The following is a 23,488-nucleotide window of genomic DNA, read 5'->3' as shown; positions in this document are numbered from 1 at the left end:
GCTTTCTGAACGATACTTTATTGGGTCAGGTTTTCGAGCTCTTTGGCACGATTGCCCGTCATCTTCATCACGCAATCCTTGGCGCTGACTCGGGCCTCTGGGTCGTAGCAGAACCCGCCGTTGTCTTCCTCGGCCAGCCAGGGCGTGAAGTCGTTGGCTTCGTGCTTCCAGGCTTCACGCATCGGAACCCGGACGAGCTTGCTGAGCGGCTGTTTCATGCCGGACCTTTCTCCACTTGTGGTTCGAGCTGGTCTTCAGTCATGGCTCAGTTTTCTCTCATGTTCACACCATCGACATGACGGGTGAATATGTTTATTTTTTCGGACGAAATCGACATATCCCGGCAACATGTCGATCGCATCGTCACTTCACCAGCTCGGCAAACAGGGCGTCGTTGATGTAGTACATCTCGCGGCCCTGCTTGCTCGGGCGCAGGAAACCCAGGCCAGCCAGGGTCTGCAGGTAGCTCGAAGCCGTCTGGCGCTTGGCAATGTTGGCGTCCACCAGGAACTGAATCTTGGTGTACGGGTGCCGGAAGATGACCTCGATCAAGTCCTTGCTGTAGATGCCCGGTGCCTGCTGCTGTACCTGCTCGCGCACCTGTTCCATCAGCGCGCGGATGCGGGTGACCTGATCAAAGGTCTGCTGCGCCGTGCTCTCGACCGCCCGCAGCATGAACAGGACCCAGGTTTCCCAATCCTGCTGCTCGGTGACACCACGCAGTCCTTCGTAGTAGGCGGCCTTGTGGGCGATGATGTAGCGCGACAGAAACAGCACCGGGATGTCCAGCAGACCCTGCTCCACCAGGTAGAGCAGGTTCAGGATGCGTCCGGTTCGGCCATTGCCGTCCTCGAAGGGGTGGATAGCCTCGAACTGGTAGTGCATCACGGCCATCTTGACCAGCGGGTCGAGTTCGTCGCGCGCGTGGATGAACTGCTCCAGGTTGGACAGCTTGTCGCGGATGACCGCTTCGCTGACCGGAGGCGTGTAGATCACCTCGCCCTGGGCGTTCTTCAGCGCCGTGCCGGGTACCCGACGCACGCCAAAGTCCACCTCCTTGATGATGCGGACAATGTCGATGAACAGGTTGGTGCTCAGCGGGCGGGTGCGGAGTTCCCGGAAGCCATGGTTCAGCGCCTGCCGGTAGCGCAGAACCTCCTTGGTGTGCGGGTCGGTCTTGCCGTCGGCGTCGGCGTCGGCGCGGTACAGCTCGTCGTTGGTGGTGACGATGTTCTCGATCTCGGACGACAGCCGCGCTTCCTGCAGCACGATGCTGTTGATGAGTACCCCCTGGTTGGGAATCTGCGCCGCCAGCCCGCGCAGGTTGGCCAGCACGCGGTTGGCCGCGATCGCCTGCTTGAGCACAGCCTTGGTTTCCAGCTCGGCGGACGGTGGCAGCAAGGGCAGGTCGTTGTAGGGTTGCAGGCGGTCAAACGGCATCGACGGCCTCCAGTTCGGCTTGGGCCTCGGGCAAGCGGAGCTGGCCGGAGATCAGGCGGGGCAGCAGGGTGTCGCGTGCATCTGAGAAAAGATCAGCTTGCTTTTCGTTTTCTCGAATCTTTTGAAAGATGGGCCTTACTACATCCGAAAACTTTTCAAGGGTTTGTTCCGTTGGAAGACAGATCGGACTTCCTAGTACCGCTGCCGCAGGGAGCGCGAGCACTGTCGTCCCTGTCGCAAATCCAATAGCTCGCTCCCGAAATGAATTCTGCTGCAAAGCAAAAAATATGAAAGCACGCAGGGCTTCAGCTTGCCTAGTTTCACCCACTTTAACTTTTACCCTGAAAACATGATGAGATATGAAGCCAGGCGTCATGCCATCTGGAACAAACACAGGGCGTCCGAGAATTTCACGCGACTGTGTCATGTCAGTGTTGGCAATGATTAGATCCCCGGCGACTACCTCATGATGGGGCTTGTAATCTCCGGTGTAGCGCTTAACTTTCTGAGTGGCGAAAATCCGATGCGCATTAAAGCAACCCAAATTGAACATGTAGGCGCCATTAAATTCGGATAATCCATCGCCCTTGTATGAGCAACCCTTGGTCAACTCCAGAATTTCCCCAAACTCAGCGGTACGCCACCCTCTCGGCACCGCCCCCAACTCCGACTCTTCAAAGGCATCCGGGAACAGTGCCACAGTGTCCTCATCGATGCCTTCGGGGGCGCGACCCTGCATCTTGGCGCGCACGGGATCGAAATCGACGAACCACGACTTGAACAGCGCCTGGGCGATGGCTTCGAGCGTGGCGTTGGTTTCGCGCAGGAGGGTGATGCGGTCGTCGAGCGACTTCAGGATGTCAACAATCGACCTTTGAATCGAAACTGGTGGCAATGGTACCTCCAGTGCAGTGATGGCCTTTCCGGTTAGGTGCTTGATGGTTGTACCTGTGAAGTAGGGCTCCAGCGTTCCTGTTTTCGCGGCAAGGCAGAACCAGTAGAACAGGTAATAGTTGTCGAGCGTATCTTTCGGCCTGATGCGATGAAGAGCCTTCTGGATTTTCATGCCAGGCGAACCTGTCCAGATGGCACAGCGTCCAGGCTCACCGCCCTCACACACGACCAGATCACCAGGATGGAGGCTGTAGCGCTCCTCCTCGTGAAGCTCGAACTTCATTTCGGCCAAATCAACAAGATCAAACGTACCCCATCGAACATTACTGTTGCCAAGGTATTGCTGCGGCATTCCTTTGTTTTTCTTGGCATCGAGCATCTTGCCTAGACAAGAATCGACATGATCACCAAGGCGCACCAGCGGCCAATCAGAACTCATACCCCAGCTCTCCCAGCTTCTGCGGCAGCATCGCCGTCTGTCTCCAGGCCCCGTTCCCGCTCGGGTGGTTTTATATTGGGCAACAGGCTGTTGCCCAATTGATCCTCATCGTCCCGACCGGCTTGCAACACCACATAACCGGCTTCGATATTGGCATGGAACGACTGTGGCAAGCGTGACCACATGTGCAAATCCACCAGGATCGGCAAGCGGCTGTTCTGGATCGCCTCTTTCAAGTCATCCCAGCCGGGTACGTCTTGGCTCAAGTCGCCAGGGTAGCGCAGCACCACGTCCAGATCGCTGGTCTCGTGCGCCGTGCCATCCACGCGGCTACCATAGGCCCAGGCTTCGGCCTGCGGCGCATGGCGTGCCAGCAAATCGCGCAACAACGCCCAGTGCCGGGCTTGCAACTGCAGGCAAGCAAAATCACGCGGCGGCATCGAACACCTCTTGCAGCTTGGCCGCCACGGCACGCACGTCGCGCACATAGGCTGGCAGCAGCGTCAGGGTTTCATCGGCAAACGCCACGCCATAGTCGTGTGCGGTGTTGTTGCGGTTGGCGCGATAAGACAACCAACGCTCCACGGCAGGCAAATCCAGAATGCCATGCTTTCCAGATTGGCGTAGCACGTCATTGAAAACCAGCTTGTCCACCTCACGCGGGCTGCCGCCAAACGCTTTGCACGCTTTGCGCATCAGCTTGCCCGCTGTTTCCAGAGACAGCTCAAAACTCTTGATGGCCGCGTTGCGGTACAGGTCGTACAACACGCCGGTGGGGTCGGTGCAGCCTTGCAGTGCCAGCAGGGCTTGCTCCAGTGTGTCGGCGGTGCGCAAGAGGTGTTCAACGTTGAGGCTCATGGTAGTTCCTCGTTTTCAAAATTCGTAGCCGAGTCCGGCCAGCTTCTGCCTGATCAGCGCATCGAGTTCGGCACCCCGGGCCATCTGCTCGCCCAACTTCTCGGTCAGCTTGCGCATCTTCTCGTCGAAGGCTTCGTCATCGTCCTCGACCGCCTCGGCGCCCACGTAGCGGCCCGGGGTCAGCACATGGCCGTGCTGCGCGATCTCGGCCAGCGGCACGCTGCGGCAGAAGCCCGGCTGGTCCTGGTATTTGGTGATGCTCGCGCCTGCTTCCACCTCGCCGCGCCAGGCGGCCACGGTCTCGGCGATGCGCTGGATGGCTGCGTCGTCCAGCTCGGCTTGTACGCGGCTGATCATCCTGGCCTGCTTGCGGGCGTCGATGAACAGCACTTCGCCCTTGCGCTTCTTGCTCTTGGCCAGGAACCACAGGCAGGCCGGGATCTGGGTGTTGAAGAACAGTTGCCCGGGCAGCGCCACCATCACCTCGACCACGTCGGCCTCGACCATTGCGGCGCGGATCACGCCTTCGTTGTTCTGGCTGGAACTCATGCTGCCGTTGGCCAGCACGATGCCCGCGCGGCCGGTGGGCTTGAGGTGATGCAGCATGTGCTGCAGCCAGGCGTAGTTGGCGTTGCCCTGCGGCGGGTCGCCGTACTGCCAGCGCGGGTCGCCTTCCAGGCTGCCGTGCCACCAGTCGCTGATGTTGAACGGCGGGTTCGCCAGGATGAAGTCGGCGCGCAGGTCCGGGTGCTGGTTGCGCGTGAAGGTGTCGCCCGGCTCGCGCCCCAGGTTGAAGTCGATGCCCCGGATCGCCAGGTTCATCGCCGCCAGCCGCCAGGTGGTCGGGTTGGCTTCCTGGCCGTAGATCGAAACGTCGCCGATCCGGCCGCCGTGGGCTTCGATGAATTTCTCGGACTGCACGAACATGCCGCCCGAGCCGCAGCATGGGTCATACACCTTGCCCTGGTGCGGGGCCAGCACCGCGACCAGTGTCTTGACGATGGAGGCCGGCGTGTAGAACTGGCCGCCGCGTTTGCCTTCAGCGCTGGCGAACATGCCCAGAAAGTATTCGTAGACCTGGCCCAGCACGTCGCGCGCCACTGCGGCGTCGGTGCCGAAGCCGATGGTCGAGATCATGTCCACCAGCTCGCCCAGCTTGCCGTCAGGCAGTTGCGCGCGGGCGTAGCGCTTGTCGAGAATGCCCTTGAGCTTGGGATTCTCGCCCTCGATGATGGTCAGCGCGTTGTCGATGAACTTGCCGATCTCGGGGTTCTTGGCCAGCGCGCGCAGCGTCTCCCAGCGTGCGCCCTCGGGCACCCAGAACACGTTGGCGCTCTTGTAGTAGTCGCGGTCTTCCAGCTCGGTAGCCAGGTCTTCCGGCGTGGCGCCCGCGTAGTAGAACTCGTCTTCCGGGTTCTGCAGCCGGGCCTGCACCTCGGCCTGGCGCGCGGTGAAGGTGTCGCTGACGTACTTGAGGAAGATCAGGCCCAGCACCAGGTGCTTGTATTCGGCCGCGTCCATGTTGGCGCGCAGCTTGTCGGCCGTGGCCCACAGGGTTTTCTTGATGTCGTCGAGCATGGGGGCGTGTTCTTGTCTGTGCAGGATGAGCAAATGCTGGTCCTGGATCTTAGGTCCTGAGTCCACACCGGAACCACATCTGGTTCGGACGAGATCAGGGTAGCCTCCAGAGGAAAGGCAAGTTCTCAAACTGAAACTTGTTCGATCCTACCGTACTGGAAGAAGGAGCTGAAATCAGCCACATTCATGCACCCAAACCAAGAACTGCTGTTTTTGCGTGCTTGCTGGTTTGAGGTTCACGTCGTCTCGGCTTCTTCCTGCACCTCGTCGGTCTCGATCGCCTGAGCTTGGGTTTCGGTCCAGCGCTTGGCTTCGTCGCTGTTGCTCAGCAGTGCCTGCTCAATGCGCTGAGACTCCCGGAAGCTCGCCGCCTTGGCCGCCAGTGTCCAATGCGCCTGGATGCCGCTGCCATCGACGTGCTCCATGATTTCGTTGATGCCGACACGGAAGAACTCCTTGCGCGGGTTGACCTTGTTGACCTGCGCGCGCATGAAGTGGCTGTGCAAGGATTTCTCCAGCTTCGGCGCATCCTCGCTGTAGATCATGGCGTGCACGTCGAACTCGAATGGCACGCTGGCATCGCCCAGCTCGCGAACGCGGTCCAGTGGGTCCAGTCGCCGCGTCATGCCGATCTTGTAGACGTTCTCGCCGAACGAGCCGATGTTCGAGATCACGTAGACATGGCCGACCCGGGTCTGCTGCGCCATGGACAGGGCACGCTGGCCCTTTTCCTCGGCTTGCCGCAGCTTCTCAGCCAGCTCGGCCAGCTGGGCCTCGAACGCTGCCTTCTGCTCCGCGCTGGCCTTCTGCACCTGGGCCTGCACCTTCTCCATCGCCTTCTGGATCGCCGCTTCTTCCTTCTCTGCCTCCTTCATCGCGCGCTCGAACTCCTTGCGTGCGCGCTCTTCCTCGCGGATCTGCTCGCGCAGTCGTCGCTGCTCTTCACGCTCCTGCTCCTGCAGCGCCTTCGCGGTCGCCGCCCAGCGCAGCTCGTCGAGTCGAGCCTCCAGGTAGGTGCTGTTCAACCGCGCGTTGCGGAAGGCCGCGCCATCGTGGTTCACCAGCTGGAAGGCCCCCCGGATTTCCTGCTCCAGCGTGCCGACGTTGTCGCTCTTGACCCGGCTCAGGATGGAGTCGACCTTGCCGTTGAAGGCATCGATCACGAAGCGGATAGCCGTTTCGCGCCTGGCGGTTTCCACATAGTCGCAGTTCGCCGCCGTGCGGCTGAGGACCAGGTTGCGGGTGTGCTCCCGCGCCCGGCGCAGGTTGTTGCCGGCGTCGGTGTGCGAGAACTCATCAGCCAGGTCATCGAGCAGGCTGTGCGTCGGCACGATATAGGCATCGCCATAGCCCTTGACTGCACCCTCCATCGCCTGCAGCGTCTTTTGCAGCGAGTCGGCCTGCTGTAGCGCCACGTAGGCGTCGCCGGCGATCTGCTCGGCTTCCCGTTTAGCCTTCAGGATGATGGCCTGCGCTTGGTCGTGCGCGCCCGCAACCTGCTTCTGCGCCTCGGCCAGCCGCTCGTCAGCCTTGGTACGGGCCTTGTCCAGGGCTTCCTTGGCCTGGCTTTTGATCTGCACGGCCTCTTGATTGGCGCGCTGCACGATGGCATGGGCTTGCTCATGCGCAGCGGTGATCGAGTTGTTAGCGTCTGCCTGCTGCATCTTGGCAGCTGCCCGTGCCCGATCCATAACTTCCTGGGCTGTTGCCTTGATCTGGTCTGCGCTTTCGACAGCGGCGTTCACGATTCGCTTCGCCTCCTGCTCGGCATCCTTGATAGGCAGGTATGGACTCAGCTCATCGATCGTCTGCCGGGCATCATGCAGTTTTGCCTCCAGGCTTTGGATGTTGGCCGCCAGTTCGTCGCTCTTGGTGCGCTGCTGCTTGAGCTCGGCCTCGGCCTTGCGGGTGCGGGTGGTACTGTTGAGCCACTTGACGACGCTGTAGACGAGCGCCAGAAACAGCAGAAAGGCAAGAAAATCCATGACAGAAAATGTTTAGTTTTTGACAACTGAAGTATCGCATTGCGGCATGTGGCTTACGAGATGACGCCCACCTCCGGGCCTCACAGTTGTCCCTGCATACATCCAAAATGAGAATTTCTGTCTGCCTGGACCAGGCTACTGCGTCCCGGGACATGTCCAGGACAGGGCGGGTTGGTGTATATACAGCTCGTGAGAAGTTGGGCTTTTTAAAGTCAGCTAGCCCCAGAACCTTTCCCGTTTCTTATAGGGAAGATGCAGCTCCCACGCTGTCCATCGCATCGCGCCCGCACCACCAAGGTCTGGGATGGCGACTTCTCAGTGCCTGTCCTGTTCTTGAAGACGGCTAGAGCCGCACAGGAATCGCTAACTCTGTAGGAGCAGATGACCGTCTGGGCTTGTTCCTAGCCCGGCGCAGTCAGCGCGTTGAATCGGCTATGTGAACGTGTCCGCAGCGTCTTGCAGTGCGCGATTGATCAGCGTTTGGTAGGGAGTTCCGGTCTTCTCTGCCTGCTCCCGGAACGCCAAGAGAACGCGCCCATCGATTCGGATGGAAATGGGACGCTTGCCACTTACAGGTAGCGGTGCTTTGGAAACTGTAGGCGACTTCCAGTCTGGCATCGTGCTGAAAAGGGCGTCATCGATGTCAAGTTCAGGAACTTCAAAGCTGAGGTCCAGTAATTCTGGTTCGCTGAGCAACGCTTCCTCGGTGAGTCCTGCTCCCTTCATGATAGTCTGCAAAAGGGCAAGCGCCGCAGCCAAATCATCTTTCTTCTTGCGAGTAGATTTACTTATTTTCTTGGTCATTTATTTCTCTTTCTTCTTATTGTTTCCGGTGAAGACAAAGCTCTCCCAAGGCCAGCATAATTGCTAGCCTCGGACTGAGAGCCTGTCTCAACTGCGCTGTACGAGGATGACCTCGCTCGCTTCCGTCTGAGTGGGCCGCACACGACTTGCCTTCGGTACGATTGATTCCCTGGCCACGGCGCAGACTTATCAGGAAAGGCTTTCCTGCCACTCTAGGGTTCTGCAAGCCGTTAGCCCCCGCCCCCACCGCCATTGAGTTCCGTCTTGCGGTGATTTTGTTCCAGGCCCGGACCGCCGTTGGTTTACCCTCCTACCTTCCGGATCGTCAGATTTCTCTGAGCGAACACATGTATTGTAGGTAGCCCACAAGACCTAGGTATAAGGCAATGCCTTGATGAACTCAATTAAATGGGGGCGGATACCGAAAATGTTCAGTGCCTCCGACGACCGGGTCACAGTCTTCTGGACAGCGATCCGTGGCTCGCGGATGGCGCAGACCAAACCGACAAAAGCGACTAAACCGACACGACCTGCCAGCTCTCCACGTTCCGGGACTTCGGCGCTCGCATCAGTCGCTTGCCGTTAACCACCCGTCCCTCATTACGAGACAGCCATCGCCCCAGTTTGCGCTGGTTCACCGAACCCTGCCCGCCGCTGACTTCTATCAGGGAGTCGTGCAGATCATCGTCTACAGCCAGCTTGCTTATTGCCGTCTGAGTCACTTCACGCGCCAGAACTGGACCACTCCCCAACCGAACCTGCCACCCTTCCAGAATCCTGCCCAATAGCTGGCGTTCGGGATCGTCCTCCAGCGCCTTGAAAACCGACTCGACCGGATCAGGGCAACCCAACCACAGCAAGGGCTGACGACACCAATCTGACCATTGGCCAAAACTGCCCAATGGAGGACATTCAGTCATCGGTCGTCCAGCCACCACCCATGCTTTCACGATCGTAAGCGCTGCACTGATGTACCTGTTGCGATCCCGGAGCACCTCCGTCATCAAATTGGGGCGCTTGAACTTACGCGCCGCAGGGACTTCCGTCGCCGAATCGAGCAAGATGGTCAGGGTTCGGCGTGCCATGTCGGCAGACGGCCCCACGTTGTTGCCACTGCTCAACATGAGCGTTCTTGTGCTGACCCGGGCGATCGTGTTTCCGCCGAGCAGTCGCCCCTCCAGCCATTCAGATGTCAGCGCCGTGCACAAGCTGGCATACGCCGGTATGTCACTGGTCAGGTTGTCGAAGTCGATCACTGGCGGCGAACGCTTGAACTGGGACAGCAGCAAGTTCTTGCAGTCGCCTTCACTGCGCGGAAACGAGACCGGAGCCCCCGACTTATCACTGGAAAAAGCTGTGATCAACTGGCAAAGAAAACTCTTGCCCGTTCCCATCTGGTGCGCCTTGACATGAAACATCGGTGCCGTTGGCAAACCAGGACGCACTGCTGCCGTCAACATCGCGGAAATGGTAGTAGATCGGTCAACTGGCGTTGCTACAGCGCACTCTTCAATCAAGCCTTGCAGGCAAGCCAGTGCCGTCCGAGCATCTTCCATTGTCGGTGCTTCCGGTACTATGACATCATCGACGTTGAATACTCCAAAGAGTCCTGTTTTCTCGTCATAGCCGGGAACATTGCAGATTGTCGCATCTGGTCTCAAGTGAGGCTGGAACGCCAATCCGTTGAGCACCTGAAGGTACTCGAATTGACCAACCCGGGAGAGCATTTTGCACACGAGAGGATGAGGGTCAACGTACTTTAATGATCCTTTATTGTCCGGGCGCATCCATTGCGTCAGTCCAGCCAAGGCATGAAGCACTCCCAGCTCGTCAAGATCCTTGATGCACCACGAGCCATCACCCGGTAGCTGTAAAACTTCCGCGATTCGCCCATCTCGTTGGAAATAACGGCCAGACTGTGCCAACGCGAGCTCAGCCTCAGTCAATGCCTTACGAACTTGACCGGAGCCTATCAAAATCTCGGTCTTCATGACTTTTGGTTGTGCATGGTCACCACCAACAATATCCGCTTCAGAAGCGTCAGTTATATTTTTCAAAGTTGAAATAGCCTTGCCTTTGATCGTGGCTGAGCCTGACTCCAACGGAAAAGTGACTTCTTGGGGAGTGATGCAGCGGTCGGTTACGTCGGTCATGTCGGTTACGTTTTCAACAAGGATGGCAACTCTGTCTTTTTCCATGGCTACGAGCAGAATTTTTCAGGAATGACGCTGAGTTTTAAGAATTGGCGTGGACTTAGGCGCTGAACTTGTACCGGGTATCATTGTCTGCGGGAACACATCCCAGAATGCGACGGATTTCAGCTACCGGCCAGCCCATGCGACCGTTGATGTAGATCGGACGAATCGGACCATTCTCTTTGCTAGACCAGCTACGCAGCGTCTGAGGTTGCCGGTTCAGATGATATGCGGCAGTGGCAGTATCAACAGCAATGCGGATTTCTTTTTCGATGGGGGTGATGTGGTCGAAGTTCAACATATTGGACAGAGAAATCTGGTGTAAAACGAAGCTGGTTGGGTAGTGCCGGCAGCAGTCCATGGGGCATGCTCTAATTAGTAAGTCATACGTGACTTACCGGAATGCTCGGCAACCTGCATAGAACGGTGTTAAAGCGAGGTTTTTGCTTCAGGAAGATTCTTGCTCGCGCACGAATTTCTTGACAGAAAACGACCTCTCCAGACGGCCCAATGCTTGGCCGATGCGGTTGTTCAGCTCGATGTCGCGCTTCAACACCAATGCAGCTGCCTCACGTTTCCCGCCGCGCTGAAAGCTTCCCACGCCGACTTTTTCCCAGTGAGCCTGATCAATCTGGTCCTGCTTGCCCTGAAGCACTGCAAGGAGTGGCTTTGTCTTCGCTTGGCGCACCCTGCGGTGGCGTGAGCCGTGAACATGGGTGAAGTACGGCATCAACTGCTTTCGGAACTTGAAGACGGTCAAGTCCGTCAGATGGAGAACGCCATGCTGATCCAGACCCTGCTGGCCAAGTCGAACCTCGACCCGGACGCTGCGCTCCTGACGCTGGAGGTCGCGTCCGTTGTCGGTTTTCTTGTAGTAGCACTTCACCTGGGCACCGTCGTTGCGATGCCCATATAGCAGCTGCTCCTTGCCCTTCGGCACCCTACGGTTGAAGGGACATAGACGCTTGTGGTCGGGGTCGTAAGCACCGCGGAAGCCGCTATTCGTCCCTTCGCTGAACGTCGGCTTGAGACGCTTGGCTACGTACCCCGACTTGAACGCCTGTAGTGCTTGATCCTGCAAGTCTGGGGGTAGGTTCTGTGCGGTGCGAACGTCAACGCTGACTTCGAGCTCGTCGAGCAGTGCGGTCGGGAACAGCGTTGCCAGCGTGTGAACGTCCGCTGCGCTGCAGTCTTGTACGGTGAGCTTTCCCGGTGTCGATCTGGGCCACTTGGCCTTGCCATGCAGTTCAGGCAGGGGTCCCTTGGCTAGACCCTTCACCGACAGGTAGTCGATCTTGGCACTGAACCGAAACTGTTCGAGGCCATGGGGGGCGGTGTTCGTCATCTTGTCCTTTCCTTGTTAGCGGCGAGCTGCCGTGGAAAGAACTGTGAGTCACGTCTTTTGGCCAGGAGTCCAGTTCAAAAAAAGAAATTACCGCAAGCATACAGCTCCCAAGCACGAGGATGGTAACCATTGAACTTGCGCCTACCAACTCGTTCCATCAACGCGAAAACTGTGGACTTCGGGATGTTGCGACCAGTCTTCTTCTCAAGCGCTTTGCGCACAAGTAGATGAATCTGAAGATCTTCTCTTGTAAAGTCGGCGCCCTTGAACAAGGTAAAGTTCATTGTTCGGAACTCTCTACACACCTCATTCATAAAGGCATTTTCCTCCCTTCGAGTGAGTATTTGGTTCCGGCGCCCCCCGTGAGTGTTGCGGTTGGCAACCTGCTTGCCTGAGAGGTAAGCCTGCCTTGCAGCATAGACCCAACTGGGTGATCGACCAATCACCTCAGCGGCCTCTTGGACCGAGAGCTTGTGCTTCAGGGTGAGCGTGACCGTGAGGGAGCGCCGGAGTTCATCGAGTGTCTTTGCTTGGCTGGCGGCCAGGGTTGCCCGAGCTACGGGATCGCCATCATCATCTTGCGATGCCTTGTTTTCTGCGTCGAGATTTTCCATCTTGATTTTTTCGGTTCAGCTGCCAAGCCCGGATTTTCAGGGTGGAACTGCCGAAAACTCGAGCTGAGGCTGAGTTGTGACCGCTTTTTTATCGCTTCTAGAGCGGTCCAGCCGCATAAAAGCTGGGCAAGCCGGCCAAGCTCGTGTTGACTGCCAGCACGGTGTGAGGATCACGCAGTGATGTCGGTGAATGCTGCTCGTGAGGTGCGACAGCAACTGTTAGATCCGGTTGATCGACAGCCGGCCCGGAGCAGTCTTGAGGTGGGCGTAGCGGCCGGCCGTGCACCGCGCCTGCACGCTCACCTGCGGTGCAGCTCAGCGCAGATGTCAGCAACTTCTTGGCGCGTGTACTCGAGGGTGTCCCACGCGCCAGGGAACCAGTTTTCGGTCATGACTGCGACCGTGAAACCTCAAGCGGTCAAGCCAGCGCAGCTATGACGGCTTCGGGGTTGCGCTCGATCACGTTGAGCAGCACCAGCGCAGAGCCGTTGGGCGAACGGTCACCCCGTTCCCAGTGGCGAAGCGTCGCCGTTGAAAAGCCGAACCGTGCAGCGAACTGCTCTTGCGTCATGCCCACACTGGCGCGCAGCGCCTTCACGTCAACCGGCCTGGGACGGTGAACGCGGGTCTCGGGCGAGCGCCCCTCGGCGTGCCCGATCGCTTCCATCAACCCCTGCTTGATGCTTGCAAATGCCGTGCTCATTTCCGCTTCCTTTTCCAGATGAGGTTCTAATCTAACGGGGCGGTCTACGCCACCTTTGCCAGCACCAGCTTGCCCGGCTCGGTCTTGCGGTCGAACGTCACGCCGGCCTGCTCCAGTACCCATGCTTCGATCTTTTCATGGTGAATGCGCAGTAGGTCAGGCGGGCGTACGCGGTAATGCTTTTCGGCGGTTGCGCTGGGCTTGTGGCCTTGAATCTGTGCCACTACCCCTGCGGGCACATCCAGCCACTCCGAAAGGGTGCCGAAGCTACGGCGAAGGCCATGCAGCGTTAGGTAACCAATTCTGGCCACCTGGCACGCCTTGTCATGTGCATGGTTGGGCTCAGTCAGTGGCTGGTTTTCCTTGCGGTTGCTGGCAAACACGAACTCATTGCGGCGGGGCAGTGCGGCCAGCAGGTGGTGGACGTATGCGGTCAGCGGAATGACTCGCTCGCCTTCTACCTTGTCACGGATGGTCAGGCCGCGCCATTGGATGTTCAAGTCCTCCCAGCGCATCGCCAGGACTTCACCGGGGCGGGCGCCTGTCAGCAGCAGCGTTTGCAGGTAGGCGGCCACAGTCTGGTTGCCGATATTGCGCACGGCGGCAAACCATGCCGGCAGTTGCTCTTTCAGCAACGAGTCATCCTTGGCTTTCGCCTTGCCCAATGCTTCGCGGGCCTTCTTGGTCTTGGCGGGGTTGGTGCCCGACATTACAGGTGCATATTCCGGCTGTTCTGCGCACCAGCCTAGGAACGCTTTCAGCAGTCGCCATGCCAGCCGAGCGGCAGTGGGGCGGGTCTGTGCTTCGCGTACGGCCCATGCCTCGATCACTGGCGGCGTAAGGTCACGCAGCGCCAGTCCCAGCAGTGGATGCAGTGGCCCGGCAATGGTCACGCCACGGCCTCGGGTGCCACGTTTAGCGACCTCGCCACCGGCACGGGCTAGGCGCTCATGGTCCTTGATGTGCAAAGCCCCCCAGTACGGCTTGCGCTCTGCAACATATGCTGCCCATGCTTCACCTGTAGTCAAGGCTTGGGCGACGGCTTCGCGCTCGGCCTGGGCTTTAGCTGCGGCGGCGGCTGCCTTGGCAGCTTCGCGCTCAGCCTGTTGCTGTCGTTCTATCTCGCGGGGGTCCGTGCCTGTCTCCGTCAGCCCGCGCAGGCGGTGGGCCTCTGCCTTGGCCTCGGCAATCGAGACGGCGGGCCACTCCCCCAGGGCGCGCGTGATCAGCTGGCGCTTCAGGCGGGTCTCGAACTGCCAGTGTTTGCCACCTGCCTTTGTCACCCGCAGGCGCAGTCCCTTCTTGTCTGCATCCTTTAGCAGCACAAACTGCTTCTCGGGCGGACAGCTTGCGCGCTCAAGCAGTCCATGCGTCAAGTCGTGAGTGGTGGTGTAGTCGATCGCTGCGGTTTTGCCCGGCCTAGCCATGTTGGAGTCCTCGATAGATTTACAGACTGTTTACAGACTGAAGTACCCCATTATCCGGCATATAAATCAACACTGAAGCGCAGAAGTTCAGACCGAAAAACCTGTATGTTGTTGATTTTGTTTGGTTCTATCAACATGCATCAACACTGTGATATGCCTAATTGATGGGACTCATAATCCTTTGGTCCACGGTTCAAGTCCGTGACGCCCTACCATTCAAATCAAGCACTTGGCCCGGTTCTCAGACCGGGCTTTGTCGTTTCTGGGCTGCTCTACGGCTCATCGGCAGACGATTTGGCCGATTTCTTGTCACTCGTACTTGGGCTGGCGGCGCCAAGTCTGCATCCTCACTCCGACCATGCACCAGGCCATCGAGCCATAAGCTCATGGCTGCATGCAGGCTGGCGGTAGAAAAAATTGTGGCAGAAATGGTGATTTTTTTAGGAGGGGGGCTTCACTCTTCATTCTGGTGGTGCAAGAATGTCCTTGCTTGGCAATCGTCTCGAGCAATTTGGTTCACTCAATCCAGGAGGTCATCATGAAGAATTTGAAGAGCCTAAAGCAGCAGGCCCAGCGCGGCTTTACCCTGATCGAACTGATGATCGTGGTTGCGATCATCGGCATCTTGGCGGCGGTCGCCTTGCCCGCCTACTCGGACTACACGATCAGGGCCCGGGTCACGGAAGGCTTGGCTTTCGCCGACAGCGCCAAGGCCACGGTAGCCGAGAACATTTCTTCCAACGGTGGGGTGATTGCCGCAGGTGCCTGCCAGGGGGTCAACTTGGTAGGGGGGGCGGGAAATGCAGCAGCGACAGCCAACATCACTAGCTTGGCGTGTGCTAACGCCACGGGCGTCATCACAGTGACCATGACGGCCAAGGCCGCCAGCGTTGCGTTTACTTTGACCCCGACAGCGAGTGCAGGCAATCCTATAACATGGGTCTGTGCGCCGACTGCTGCCGCAAACAACAAGTACATGCCCAGTTCTTGCCGTGCCTGATCTAGTGTTGGCTTCTGCGCCTCATGTGTGAGAACGGCCGCCTTCTTGAGGGGGCGGCTGTTTTCCCTTGGTCCTCTCAGTCAATCTCAACCGCCGTTCTCGAAGCTCGGGTCCGTTATGGAAACCGTCCATTCTCGCGTGGTCAGCATAGTTTGCTACAGCTCGACCGCAAAGATCACCGGTGACCATGCGCGCCAGGGCAGCTAACGTGGTGTTCTATCTGGAGCCCACCGTGTCGGCGGGCAGCCCGACCACCTGGACCTGCAAGGTCGCTGCCGCCGCCAACAACAGGTATGTACCTGCCAACTGCCGGATCTGAAGCGGGCGGCGCTCTCAGGCCGCAGCCGCTTCCCTGACCAGCACCTCGCCGCGCAGCGAGTGCGGGTAGGCCAGCGTGATCTTCACGTCCAGCATCTGGCCGATCAGGCGTGCGCCGTTCGGGCCGCCGTCGAAGTTGACGATCCGGTTGCACTCGGTGCGGCCCATCAGTTCGGCCGGGTTGCGGCGCGACGGGCCTTCGACCAAGATGCGTTGCACCGTGCCGACCCGACTCTGGCTGATCTTCTGCACATTCTCTTCGAGCAGGGCCTGCAGCGCCTGCAGCCGCTGGAGCTTGACTTCATGCGGCGTGTCGTCGGGCAGGTTGGCCGCCGGCGTGCCGGGGCGCGGGCTGAAGATGAAGCTGAAGCTGTTGTCGTAGCCGATGTCGGCGATCAGCTTCATCATCTTCTGGAAATCCTCCTCGGTCTCGCCGGGGAAGCCGACGATGAAGTCGCTGCTCATCGACAGGTCGGGGCGGATCGCGCGCAGCTTGCGGATCGTGCTCTTGTATTCCATCGCGGTGTAGCCGCGCTTCATCGCCATCAGGATGCGGTCGCTGCCGTGCTGGACCGGCAGGTGCAGATGGCTGACCAGCTTGGGGATCTTGGCGTAGGCCTCGATCAGGCGCGGCGTGAACTCGTTCGGATGGCTGGTGGTGTAGCGGATGCGTTCGATGCCGGGGATCTCGGCCACATACTCTAGCAGCAGCGCGAAGTCGGCGATCTCGTCGCTGTCGCCCATCTTGCCGCGGTAGGCGTTGACGTTCTGGCCCAGCAGCGTGACTTCCTTCACGCCCTGGTCGGCCAGGCCGGCGACCTCGACCAGCACCTCCTCGAACGGGCGGCTGAATTCCTCGCCGCGCGTGTAGGGCACGACGCAGTAGCTGCAATACTTGCTGCAACCTTCCATGATCGAGACGAAGGCGCTGGCACCCTCGACCTTGGCTGGCGGCAGGTGGTCGAACTTCTCGATCTCGGGGAAGCTGATGTCGACCTGGGGCTTGGCCTTTTGCGCGCGCGCGTTGAGCAGCTCGGGCAGGCGGTGCAGGGTCTGCGGGCCGAACACGATGTCGACATAGGGCGCGCGCTTGATGATCTCGTCACCTTCCTGGCTCGCGACGCAGCCGCCGACACCGATCAGCACGCCCTTTTCCTTCAGGTGCTTGACCCGGCCCAGGTCGCTGAAGACCTTTTCCTGCGCCTTTTCGCGCACCGAGCAGGTGTTGAACAGGATCAGGTCGGCCTGCTCGATGTCCTGGGTCGGCTCGTAGCCCTGTGCGGCGCCCAGCACGTCGGCCATCTTGTCCGAGTCGTACTCGTTCATCTGGCAGCCGAAGGTTTTGATGAAGACTTTTTTGCTCATGGCGGGTATTGGAGGAAAAACGCAACAGGCAGGCCGGCACCCAGGTGCCGGTCTGCGACAAGAAAAAGAGGGCAGAGTAGAGGAGAAGGGCAGGCACCAAAGCGCCCGCCGAGGATCAGTTGGCCGGCAGATCCGCCTCGGAGGCGAAGCGGTAGTTGCGTTGCACCGGGTCGCCCTTGCCGGCGCGGTGCTGCGCCTGCTCGGCCGGGGTCAGCAGCCAGACCTCGTGCACCAGGCCCATGCCTTCACGCAGGTAGTTGACCGGCAGTTCCTGTCCAGCCAGTTGCTGAGGCAGAACGATGCGCCGGTCGGTGCTGCGGATGCGCGCGCCCGGCGAGAGCCTATCCGGCTTGCCGTCGAGCTCGATGTCGGGTGGCGCCGTCACGCGCAACACGCCACGGCGTGCCTGATCGGGAAACTGGCGCTGCAGCTGGTCGGTCGCGTTCTGTGCCAGAGCCAGCGCGGGCAGCAGGATCAGCGCGGCGGCGCAAGCCGCTTTCAGCGGGTGGCGCTTGTGCATGAGAATAGGCAGCGGTTCATGGTGTAGATCCAGAGGCTGACGGGTCAGTGAAAGAGGCCTGATTTTACCCGGCTCAGCTTCGGCTGTGTCGGCTGGCGGCGGCGACGCCGCGCAGGAAGTCGAGCAGGCCGCTGTCAGCTGCCGACTGTTGCAGCAGCTCGATCGCACGCAGCAGGTCGCGTTCGGCCCCGATGCGGTTTTGCACCCGGCTCGACTCGCGCAGCCAGCGGCCTGCCTTCTTCTCGGGCAACAGGTCGAGCAGGGTCTCCACGCTGTAGCGCACGCGTTTGGCCAGCAGCCGGGTCTGGTGCTGCTCGGGCATGGTGGCGTCATCGCGGCTGGAGTGCTCGATCGAGCGGTGCAGCCGGCTCAGCAGGCGCACGCTGCGCTCCCTGGCCCAGGCGCGTTCGGCCTTGCGCTGGGCGGCTTCCTGTTCCGCGGCGGCGCCCGACAGTTCGTGCAGCCAATGGGCCAGCCCGAGCAGGCCCAGGCCCGTGCCGGGCTGGGTCAGCAAGGCGCGTGTCACGTCACGCTGGGCCTGGCTGGCCGCAGCCATCTGGTCCAGGGTCTGGCGCGCGAGCTCGAGTCGCGCCGGGTCACTTTCGGCATAAGCCGCGATCCAGCCGGGCAGGGTTTCGCTGCAGGCCACGTCGAGATCGCGCAGCTGGCCCATGGCATCGAGCAAGGGTCGCAGCGGCTCGCGCGGCGCCAGTTCGGTCAGCCAAGGGCGGAACAGCCGTTCTGCGCTGCGCCAGCGCCGCCAGGCGACGCGTGCCTGGTGCACCAGTTCGGGGTCGTCACCCTGCAGCAGCCCGGCCAGGTTGCGCGTGAATTGCTCGAGCATTTCGCCCATGGCCTGTTGTGCGGCAGCCAGCGGCGTCACGCCAGCTGGCAGATGGGTGGCGCGCGCGCGCGCCGGGGCATGGCTCACGCCTTGTGCCAGCGCATAGCCGCGCTCTGCCTTGCTGGCGTCGCAGGGCAGTACCGCGATCTCGCGGGCGATCTGTTGCGCCAGCTCGAACAGGGCTTGCGGCATGCCGGCCTGCAGTTCGAGCTCGAGTTCGAGCAGTGGCAGCACCTGGCCAGCGGCGGCGATCTCGCCGATGTCGAGCGCGACCTCGATCCGGCTGCCATCGGCCTGCTGCAGCAGCCAGGTGGTGCGGCGGCAGCGGGTGTCGAAACAGGGCTGGAGCTGGTTGAAGAGCAGGCCTTGAGGGTCGAGCGCAGACCAGGGCGTGGCGGCCAGTGCCGCGCGGTCGAGTTCGCCGCTGGCGACCTTCGACTCCCATTCGCCGCGCTGGCTCAGGCCACCGCGCGAGAGGCCGGCGGTCTTGAAGGTCTGGATCCACTCACCCGTTGGCGCTTGACCCGCTGCGTCCTCGGGCCAGTGCTGGTCGCTCACGCAGCGCAGGCGCAGCGCGCTGCGTTGCTGGCGCAGCGCCTGTTCGGTGGTGTCGTAGTAGCGGTTCCACAGCCATTGCCGGCGTGGCGTGCAAGCTGCCAGCGCTGGTATGAGGGAGAGGGTCTGCTCCACTGTCAGCGCATCGGCGCCAGGCAGCAGCAGCTTGAGTTCGACTTCGGTCGGGTTCATGTCGGGTCGTTCGCTTGTGTGGCGTCTAGTGTCGCATGGGGCCGCGGCTTTGGCCTGTGAATATTTCGTGAAGAATGCGACCGATTCTTTCCGGCACAATTTGATCCGTATTCCATCCAACCCAAGCATCAGCCATGACCCACATTCCCCACGACCTGTCCCATGTCCAGTCCCGCGACAAGGCCGAGATCCTCGCCCAGGCGCTGCCCTATATCCGTCAGTTCCATGGCAAGACCATGGTGATCAAGTACGGCGGCAACGCCATGACCGACCCCGCGCTGCAACAGGCTTTCGCCGAGGATGTGGTGATGCTCAAGCTGGTCGGCATCAATCCGGTGGTGGTGCATGGCGGCGGTCCGCAGATCGAGGGCCTGCTCAAGCGCCTGGGCAAGCAGGGTCAGTTCATCCAGGGCATGCGCGTGACCGATGCCGAAACCATGGAAGTGGTCGAGTGGGTGCTGGCCGGCGAGGTGCAGCAGGACATCGTCGGCATGATCAACCGCGCCGGCGGCAAGGCGGTCGGTTTGACCGGGCGTGACGGTGGCCTGATCAAGGCGCAGAAGCTCAAGCTGATCGACCAGCAGGACCCTACGCTTGAGCATGACATCGGCCAGGTCGGCGACATCGTCAGCATCGATCCGAGCGTGGTCAAGTCGCTTGAGGAAGCCGGCTTCATCCCGGTGGTGAGCCCGATCGGCTTTGGCGAGCAGGGCGAGAGCTACAACATCAATGCCGACGTGGTCGCGGCGCGACTGGCCACCGTGCTGCGCGCCGAGAAGCTGCTGCTGCTGACCAATATCCGTGGCGTGCTCGACAAGGCCGGCGAGCTGCTGACCAATCTGAGCGCAGTCGAGGTCGATGCGCTGATCGCCGACGGCACGATCTCGGGCGGCATGATCCCGAAAATCGCCGGCGCGCTGGAAGCCGCGCACAGCGGCTGCAACTCGGTGCACATCATCGACGGCCGCGTGCCGCACGCGATGCTGCTCGAGATCCTGAGCGACGAGGCCTACGGCACCATGATCCGCTCGCACTGACACCGACTCCTGTCAGCTCTTGCCCGGCACTCTCTGTACCGGGTAGCAGTGAAATGCAAAAAGGCGTAACCTGGATTGCGCCTTTTCACTTGCCTGGCGCCCGCCAGGGCGCTGCAGCAGATTCAGTGGCCGTGGCCGACGACTTCACCTTCCTTGAGCTGGTAGACCGTGCCGCAATAGGGGCACTTGCCCTTGCCGGTCTTGGCGATGTCGAGGAAAACGCGCGGGTGGCTGTTCCACAGCTTCATGTCGGCCTTCGGGCTGGGGCAGAAGACGCCACCGTTGCCGTTGAGGTCGTGTGCGGAGAGTTCGATCGGCTTGCTCATCGTGGGGCTCCGGTTCAGACCTTGGTCAGCCAGTGGGCGTACTTGGGGTTGCGTCCGTTGACGATGTCGAAGAAGGCCGACTGGATCTTCTCGGTGATCGGGCCGCGGCTGCCGCTGCCGATCTCGATGCGGTCGAGTTCGCGGATCGGGGTCACTTCGGCGGCGGTGCCGGTGAAGAAGGCCTCGTCGGCGATGTAGACCTCGTCGCGGGTGATGCGCTTTTGCACGATTTCCAGGCCCAGGTCCTGGGCGATGTGGAACACGGTGTTGCGCGTGATGCCGTTGAGCGCGCCGGCCGACAGGTCGGGGGTGTAGATCACGCCGTTCTTGACGATGAAGATGTTCTCGCCCGCGCCTTCGGAGACGAAGCCCGACGCGTCGAGCAGCAGCGCTTCGTCGTAGCCGTCGTCGGTGGCTTCGGTGTTGGCCAGGATCGAGTTGGTGTAGTTGCTGACCGCCTTGGCCTGCGTCATCGTGATGTTGACGTGGTGGCGGGTGTAGCTGGAAGTCTTGACGCGGATGCCGCGCTGCATGCCTTCCTCACCGAGGTAGGCGCCCCAGGTCCAGGCGGCGACCATGGCGTGGATGGTGTTGCCCTTGGGGCTGACGCCGAGCTTCTTGTCACCGATCCAGAGCAGCGGGCGGATGTAGCCGCTTTCGAGCTTGTTCTCGCGGATGACGTCGAGCTGGGCCTGGTTCAGCTCTTCCTTGCTGAACGGCACCTTCATGCGCAGGATCTTGGCGCTGTTGAGCAGGCGCTCGGTGTGCTCGTCAAGGCGGAAGATGGCCGGACCGTTGACGGTGTTGTAGGCGCGAACGCCCTCGAAGGCGCCGCAGCCGTAGTGCATGGTGTGGGTCAGGACATGGACCTTGGCATCGCGCCAATCGACCATCTGGCCGTCCATCCAGATTTTGCCGTCGCGGTCGGACATCGAGGGAACTGCGCTCATCTTCTTCAACCTTTGTCGTGGGGGAATGGTTTGGGGCTTGCCAGTGACATTTGCCCGCAATCTTGCATTTTACGGCGTCCGCCCGCCCCATGACCAGAGCTGTCGTGGCATGATTTCCGCCATGACCAGCTTGCGTGTCGTCACCTACAACATCCACAAGGGGGTGCAGGGCCTGGGCCCGGCCAGCCGCCTCGAGATCCACAACCTGATGCAGGCGGTGCAGGGCTTCGAGGCCGATGTCGTCTGCCTGCAGGAGGTGCGCGGCTTCAATCGCCAGATGCAAAAGCGCTTCGCGCACTGGCCCGGCGTCGGCCAGGCGACCCATCTGGCACCGCCGGGCTACGAGGCGGTCTACCGCACCAATGCCGTCACCCGTCACGGCGAGCATGGCAACGCCCTGCTCACGCGCTGGCCGGTGCTGGGCCATGGCCACCACGATGTGTCGGATCACCGCTTCGAGCAGCGTGGCCTGCTGCATGTGCGACTCGAGGTCAAGGGCGCTCCGCTGCATGTGGTGGTGGCGCACCTGGGCCTGATCCATGCCAGCCGCGAGCGTCAGGTCCGGCAGATCGGCGCCATGCTGGAGCGCGAGGTGCCCGCTGGCGAACCGCTGGTGGTGGCGGGAGACTTCAACGACTGGGGCGAGCGGCTGCACGAGGCGATGGCGGCGCTCGGGCTGCTGACTTTCGAGAACATCCGCCACGCGACCTATCCTTCCCGGCTGCCGCTGTTGCACCTGGACCGGATCTACACCCGTGGCCTGCGCCCGTTATCGGCCCATGTGCCGCATGGCGGCAACTGGGCCAGGCTGTCCGACCACCTGCCGCTGATCGCGGAGCTGGCCTTCGAATGAGGAGCCTGGCCGGGGAATCGAGTTGAAGTCGCCACTGCGCGGTGGGCATCAGCTGCACCTGCTCGAAGGCGGGGGCGAGCTGTTCCCGGCCATGGTTCGGGCCATCGAGCAGGCCCGCCATCTGGTGCATGTCGAGACCTATATCTTCGAGTTCGCCGGTACGGCGCTGCAGGTGGCCGAGGCGCTCGAGCGCTGCGCCTTGCGCGGCGTCACGGTTCGGCTGGTGGTCGACGGTATCGGCACCGCCAGGCTGCCGCAGGCCTGGCGCGAACGGCTCGAGCACGCGGGTGTGCAATGCCGGGTCTACCTGCCGCTGGGTCATCTGGGGCTGCTGATTCCGAGCCGCTGGCGCCGGCTGCATCGCAAGCTGTGCGTGGTCGATGGCGCGCTGGGTTTCTGTGGCGGCATCAACCTGATCGATGACCTCGACGATGTCGCACTGGGCCGGCTCGAGCGGCCGCGGCTGGATTTCGCGCTGCAGGTCAGCGGACCGCTGGTGGCCGACATGCTCGAGAGCATGGAGCAGCTCTGGTGGCGCATGCAGGCCGTCAGCCGCGCGCGCCAGCATGAATTCCGCGCCGCTTGGGAGGCCTTGCGCGCCGGCTGGCCGGTCTTGCCGGCCGATCATCCGCCGCGCGGGCGCAAGACGCCACCGGCGGCGGCCGCCTTGCTGCTGCGCGACAACCTGCGCCATCGCCACGACATCGAGCGCGCCTATCTGAAGTCGATCGCCCAGGCGCGGCGCGAGATTCTGATCGCCAATGCCTATTTCATTCCGGGGCGCAAGCTGCACCGCGCCTTGGCGCTGGCGGCTGCCCGCGGCGTGCGCGTGCGCCTGCTGCTGCATGGCAAGTACGAGCATTTCCTGCAGTACCACGCGGCCAGGACGGTCTACCAGCGCCTGCTCGAGGCCGGCATCGAGATCCACGAATACGCCCCGAGCGCCTTGCATGCCAAGGTGGCGGTGGTCGATGGCAGCTGGGCCACGGTCGGTTCGACCAATCTCGATCCGCTGAGCCTGCTGATGGCGCGCGAGGCCAATGTCGTGACCCGTGATCCGGGTTTTGCGCGCGGGCTGCAGCAGCGGCTCGACCACCTGTTGCAGACAGCCGGCGTGCGCATCGAGCGCGAGCAGCTGGGCCTGCGCCCCTGGCGCCAGCGCCTGCTCGACCGGGTGGCCTACGTCATCATGCGCACCCTGCTGATGCTGCTCGGTCAGCGTTATTAGGGCGTGTCATCAATCAAC

General features: G+C 61.2%; 23 protein-coding genes and 1 tRNA gene. 5 read left to right on the top strand and 19 right to left on the bottom strand.

What is annotated here, in order from left to right; genetic code table 11:
• Nucleotides 1–17 precede the first annotated feature (17 nt).
• From C6P61_RS17610 to C6P61_RS07110, 14 genes are all read right to left on the bottom strand, one after another.
• Nucleotides 18–218 carry a hypothetical protein gene (locus C6P61_RS17610; protein ID WP_146114984.1) on the bottom strand — a complete coding sequence of 67 codons (201 nt, stop codon included), beginning with the start codon at nucleotides 216–218 and terminating at the stop codon, nucleotides 18–20.
• Nucleotides 219–363: 145 nt separating this feature from the next.
• Nucleotides 364–1,440, bottom strand: coding sequence for a Fic family protein (locus C6P61_RS07175; protein WP_105729248.1), 1,077 nt, complete (start codon nucleotides 1,438–1,440; stop codon nucleotides 364–366).
• A complete protein-coding gene (locus tag C6P61_RS07170; RefSeq protein WP_105729247.1) occupies nucleotides 1,430–2,773 on the bottom strand; it encodes a restriction endonuclease subunit S in 1,344 nt (447 codons plus the stop codon). Before C6P61_RS07170 ends, C6P61_RS07175 begins: the two co-directional genes overlap by 11 nt.
• The gene (locus C6P61_RS07165) at nucleotides 2,770–3,213 is read right to left on the bottom strand and encodes a nucleotidyltransferase family protein (protein WP_105729246.1); all 444 of its coding nucleotides are present in this window, start codon (nucleotides 3,211–3,213) and stop codon (nucleotides 2,770–2,772) included. The genes C6P61_RS07170 and C6P61_RS07165 overlap by 4 nt, the downstream gene beginning before the upstream one ends.
• The gene (locus C6P61_RS07160) at nucleotides 3,200–3,631 is read right to left on the bottom strand and encodes a nucleotidyltransferase substrate binding protein (protein WP_105729245.1); all 432 of its coding nucleotides are present in this window, start codon (nucleotides 3,629–3,631) and stop codon (nucleotides 3,200–3,202) included. The genes C6P61_RS07165 and C6P61_RS07160 overlap by 14 nt, the downstream gene beginning before the upstream one ends.
• 15 nt (nucleotides 3,632–3,646) lie before the next feature.
• Entirely contained in the window at nucleotides 3,647–5,209 is a 1,563-nt protein-coding gene (locus C6P61_RS07155; RefSeq protein WP_105729244.1) for a class I SAM-dependent DNA methyltransferase, read from the bottom strand.
• Between the two features lie 236 nt (nucleotides 5,210–5,445).
• On the bottom strand, nucleotides 5,446–7,194 hold the full coding sequence (locus tag C6P61_RS07150) for an SNIPE associated domain-containing protein (protein WP_105729243.1): 1,749 nt from the start codon (nucleotides 7,192–7,194) through the stop codon (nucleotides 5,446–5,448).
• A 432-nt stretch (nucleotides 7,195–7,626) separates the two neighbouring features.
• Nucleotides 7,627–7,998 (bottom strand): BrnA antitoxin family protein, encoded by a 372-nt coding sequence (locus tag C6P61_RS17915; protein ID WP_170067336.1) that lies wholly within the window; start codon nucleotides 7,996–7,998, stop codon nucleotides 7,627–7,629.
• Between the two features lie 515 nt (nucleotides 7,999–8,513).
• Nucleotides 8,514–10,196 carry a hypothetical protein gene (locus tag C6P61_RS17605; protein WP_146114983.1) on the bottom strand — a complete coding sequence of 561 codons (1,683 nt, stop codon included), beginning with the start codon at nucleotides 10,194–10,196 and terminating at the stop codon, nucleotides 8,514–8,516.
• A 55-nt stretch (nucleotides 10,197–10,251) separates the two neighbouring features.
• The gene (locus C6P61_RS07130; RefSeq protein ID WP_105729275.1) at nucleotides 10,252–10,494 is read right to left on the bottom strand and encodes a hypothetical protein; all 243 of its coding nucleotides are present in this window, start codon (nucleotides 10,492–10,494) and stop codon (nucleotides 10,252–10,254) included.
• 147 nt (nucleotides 10,495–10,641) lie between these two features.
• A complete protein-coding gene (locus C6P61_RS07125) occupies nucleotides 10,642–11,538 on the bottom strand; it encodes a hypothetical protein (RefSeq protein WP_105729240.1) in 897 nt (298 codons plus the stop codon).
• Nucleotides 11,539–11,612: 74 nt separating this feature from the next.
• Nucleotides 11,613–12,152 (bottom strand): helix-turn-helix domain-containing protein, encoded by a 540-nt coding sequence (locus tag C6P61_RS07120; RefSeq protein WP_105729239.1) that lies wholly within the window; start codon nucleotides 12,150–12,152, stop codon nucleotides 11,613–11,615.
• 418 nt (nucleotides 12,153–12,570) lie between these two features.
• Complete coding sequence (locus C6P61_RS07115; protein ID WP_105729238.1) at nucleotides 12,571–12,855, bottom strand: helix-turn-helix domain-containing protein; 285 nt, start codon at nucleotides 12,853–12,855, stop codon at nucleotides 12,571–12,573.
• A 44-nt stretch (nucleotides 12,856–12,899) separates the two neighbouring features.
• On the bottom strand, nucleotides 12,900–14,282 hold the full coding sequence (locus tag C6P61_RS07110) for a tyrosine-type recombinase/integrase (RefSeq protein WP_105729237.1): 1,383 nt from the start codon (nucleotides 14,280–14,282) through the stop codon (nucleotides 12,900–12,902).
• Nucleotides 14,283–14,387: 105 nt separating this feature from the next.
• Between C6P61_RS07110 and C6P61_RS17910 the strand changes: the two genes are divergently transcribed.
• A tRNA-Met gene (locus C6P61_RS17910) sits at nucleotides 14,388–14,497 on the top strand.
• 323 nt (nucleotides 14,498–14,820) lie between these two features.
• Nucleotides 14,821–15,282 (top strand): pilin, encoded by a 462-nt coding sequence (locus tag C6P61_RS07105; RefSeq protein ID WP_105729274.1) that lies wholly within the window; start codon nucleotides 14,821–14,823, stop codon nucleotides 15,280–15,282.
• A 333-nt stretch (nucleotides 15,283–15,615) separates the two neighbouring features.
• On the opposite strand, the gene miaB is transcribed toward C6P61_RS07105, so the two are convergent.
• The 3 genes from miaB to C6P61_RS07090 all read right to left on the bottom strand — a co-directional run bounded on the left by miaB (nucleotide 15,616) and on the right by C6P61_RS07090 (nucleotide 19,076).
• Nucleotides 15,616–16,965 carry a tRNA (N6-isopentenyl adenosine(37)-C2)-methylthiotransferase MiaB gene (gene miaB / locus C6P61_RS07100; protein WP_105729236.1) on the bottom strand — a complete coding sequence of 450 codons (1,350 nt, stop codon included), beginning with the start codon at nucleotides 16,963–16,965 and terminating at the stop codon, nucleotides 15,616–15,618.
• A gap of 115 nt (nucleotides 16,966–17,080) precedes the next feature.
• Nucleotides 17,081–17,485 carry a hypothetical protein gene (locus C6P61_RS07095; RefSeq protein WP_105729235.1) on the bottom strand — a complete coding sequence of 135 codons (405 nt, stop codon included), beginning with the start codon at nucleotides 17,483–17,485 and terminating at the stop codon, nucleotides 17,081–17,083.
• Between the two features lie 73 nt (nucleotides 17,486–17,558).
• Nucleotides 17,559–19,076, bottom strand: coding sequence for a CYTH and CHAD domain-containing protein (locus C6P61_RS07090; protein ID WP_170067335.1), 1,518 nt, complete (start codon nucleotides 19,074–19,076; stop codon nucleotides 17,559–17,561).
• Nucleotides 19,077–19,210: 134 nt separating this feature from the next.
• Here C6P61_RS07090 and argB point away from each other — a divergent pair, with 134 nt between their 5' ends.
• A complete protein-coding gene (argB, locus tag C6P61_RS07085) occupies nucleotides 19,211–20,113 on the top strand; it encodes an acetylglutamate kinase (RefSeq protein WP_105729233.1) in 903 nt (300 codons plus the stop codon).
• 122 nt (nucleotides 20,114–20,235) lie between these two features.
• Here argB and C6P61_RS07080 read toward each other — a convergent pair whose 3' ends face one another.
• Both C6P61_RS07080 and C6P61_RS07075 read right to left on the bottom strand, forming a co-directional pair.
• A complete protein-coding gene (locus C6P61_RS07080) occupies nucleotides 20,236–20,439 on the bottom strand; it encodes a zinc-finger domain-containing protein (RefSeq protein ID WP_105729232.1) in 204 nt (67 codons plus the stop codon).
• 14 nt (nucleotides 20,440–20,453) lie between these two features.
• A complete protein-coding gene (locus C6P61_RS07075) occupies nucleotides 20,454–21,389 on the bottom strand; it encodes a branched-chain amino acid transaminase (RefSeq protein WP_105729273.1) in 936 nt (311 codons plus the stop codon).
• Nucleotides 21,390–21,510: 121 nt separating this feature from the next.
• On the opposite strand from C6P61_RS07075, the gene C6P61_RS07070 reads away from it, so the two are divergent.
• Both C6P61_RS07070 and clsB read left to right on the top strand, forming a co-directional pair.
• Complete coding sequence (locus C6P61_RS07070; protein WP_342352610.1) at nucleotides 21,511–22,242, top strand: endonuclease/exonuclease/phosphatase family protein; 732 nt, start codon at nucleotides 21,511–21,513, stop codon at nucleotides 22,240–22,242.
• A 22-nt stretch (nucleotides 22,243–22,264) separates the two neighbouring features.
• A complete protein-coding gene (clsB, locus tag C6P61_RS07065; protein ID WP_244908814.1) occupies nucleotides 22,265–23,470 on the top strand; it encodes a cardiolipin synthase ClsB in 1,206 nt (401 codons plus the stop codon).
• Nucleotides 23,471–23,488: the final 18 nt, after the last annotated feature.

It is taken from the genome of Malikia spinosa, assembly GCF_002980625.1.
Classification (GTDB): Bacteria; Pseudomonadota; Gammaproteobacteria; order Burkholderiales; family Burkholderiaceae_C; genus Malikia; species Malikia spinosa.
Note: the sequence above shows the minus strand (reverse complement) of the source record. Positions and strands in the feature narration are given on the sequence as shown.

What these genes read in the sequence shown, in the direction of transcription:
- C6P61_RS17610 (WP_146114984.1), bottom strand. Translation starts at nt 218, where the DNA reads ATGAAACAGCCGCTCAGCAAGCTCGTCCGGGTTCCGATGCGTGAAGCC.
- C6P61_RS07175 (WP_105729248.1), bottom strand. Translation starts at nt 1,440, where the DNA reads ATGCCGTTTGACCGCCTGCAACCCTACAACGACCTGCCCTTGCTGCCA.
- C6P61_RS07170 (WP_105729247.1), bottom strand. Translation starts at nt 2,773, where the DNA reads ATGAGTTCTGATTGGCCGCTGGTGCGCCTTGGTGATCATGTCGATTCT.
- C6P61_RS07165 (WP_105729246.1), bottom strand. Translation starts at nt 3,213, where the DNA reads ATGCCGCCGCGTGATTTTGCTTGCCTGCAGTTGCAAGCCCGGCACTGG.
- C6P61_RS07160 (WP_105729245.1), bottom strand. Translation starts at nt 3,631, where the DNA reads ATGAGCCTCAACGTTGAACACCTCTTGCGCACCGCCGACACACTGGAG.
- C6P61_RS07155 (WP_105729244.1), bottom strand. Translation starts at nt 5,209, where the DNA reads ATGCTCGACGACATCAAGAAAACCCTGTGGGCCACGGCCGACAAGCTG.
- C6P61_RS07150 (WP_105729243.1), bottom strand. Translation starts at nt 7,194, where the DNA reads ATGGATTTTCTTGCCTTTCTGCTGTTTCTGGCGCTCGTCTACAGCGTC.
- C6P61_RS17915 (WP_170067336.1), bottom strand. Translation starts at nt 7,998, where the DNA reads ATGACCAAGAAAATAAGTAAATCTACTCGCAAGAAGAAAGATGATTTG.
- C6P61_RS17605 (WP_146114983.1), bottom strand. Translation starts at nt 10,196, where the DNA reads ATGGAAAAAGACAGAGTTGCCATCCTTGTTGAAAACGTAACCGACATG.
- C6P61_RS07130 (WP_105729275.1), bottom strand. Translation starts at nt 10,494, where the DNA reads ATGTTGAACTTCGACCACATCACCCCCATCGAAAAAGAAATCCGCATT.
- C6P61_RS07125 (WP_105729240.1), bottom strand. Translation starts at nt 11,538, where the DNA reads ATGACGAACACCGCCCCCCATGGCCTCGAACAGTTTCGGTTCAGTGCC.
- C6P61_RS07120 (WP_105729239.1), bottom strand. Translation starts at nt 12,152, where the DNA reads ATGGAAAATCTCGACGCAGAAAACAAGGCATCGCAAGATGATGATGGC.
- C6P61_RS07115 (WP_105729238.1), bottom strand. Translation starts at nt 12,855, where the DNA reads ATGAGCACGGCATTTGCAAGCATCAAGCAGGGGTTGATGGAAGCGATC.
- C6P61_RS07110 (WP_105729237.1), bottom strand. Translation starts at nt 14,282, where the DNA reads ATGGCTAGGCCGGGCAAAACCGCAGCGATCGACTACACCACCACTCAC.
- C6P61_RS07105 (WP_105729274.1), top strand. Translation starts at nt 14,821, where the DNA reads ATGAAGAATTTGAAGAGCCTAAAGCAGCAGGCCCAGCGCGGCTTTACC.
- miaB (WP_105729236.1), bottom strand. Translation starts at nt 16,965, where the DNA reads ATGAGCAAAAAAGTCTTCATCAAAACCTTCGGCTGCCAGATGAACGAG.
- C6P61_RS07095 (WP_105729235.1), bottom strand. Translation starts at nt 17,485, where the DNA reads ATGCACAAGCGCCACCCGCTGAAAGCGGCTTGCGCCGCCGCGCTGATC.
- C6P61_RS07090 (WP_170067335.1), bottom strand. Translation starts at nt 19,076, where the DNA reads ATGAACCCGACCGAAGTCGAACTCAAGCTGCTGCTGCCTGGCGCCGAT.
- argB (WP_105729233.1), top strand. Translation starts at nt 19,211, where the DNA reads ATGACCCACATTCCCCACGACCTGTCCCATGTCCAGTCCCGCGACAAG.
- C6P61_RS07080 (WP_105729232.1), bottom strand. Translation starts at nt 20,439, where the DNA reads ATGAGCAAGCCGATCGAACTCTCCGCACACGACCTCAACGGCAACGGT.
- C6P61_RS07075 (WP_105729273.1), bottom strand. Translation starts at nt 21,389, where the DNA reads ATGAGCGCAGTTCCCTCGATGTCCGACCGCGACGGCAAAATCTGGATG.
- C6P61_RS07070 (WP_342352610.1), top strand. Translation starts at nt 21,511, where the DNA reads ATGACCAGCTTGCGTGTCGTCACCTACAACATCCACAAGGGGGTGCAG.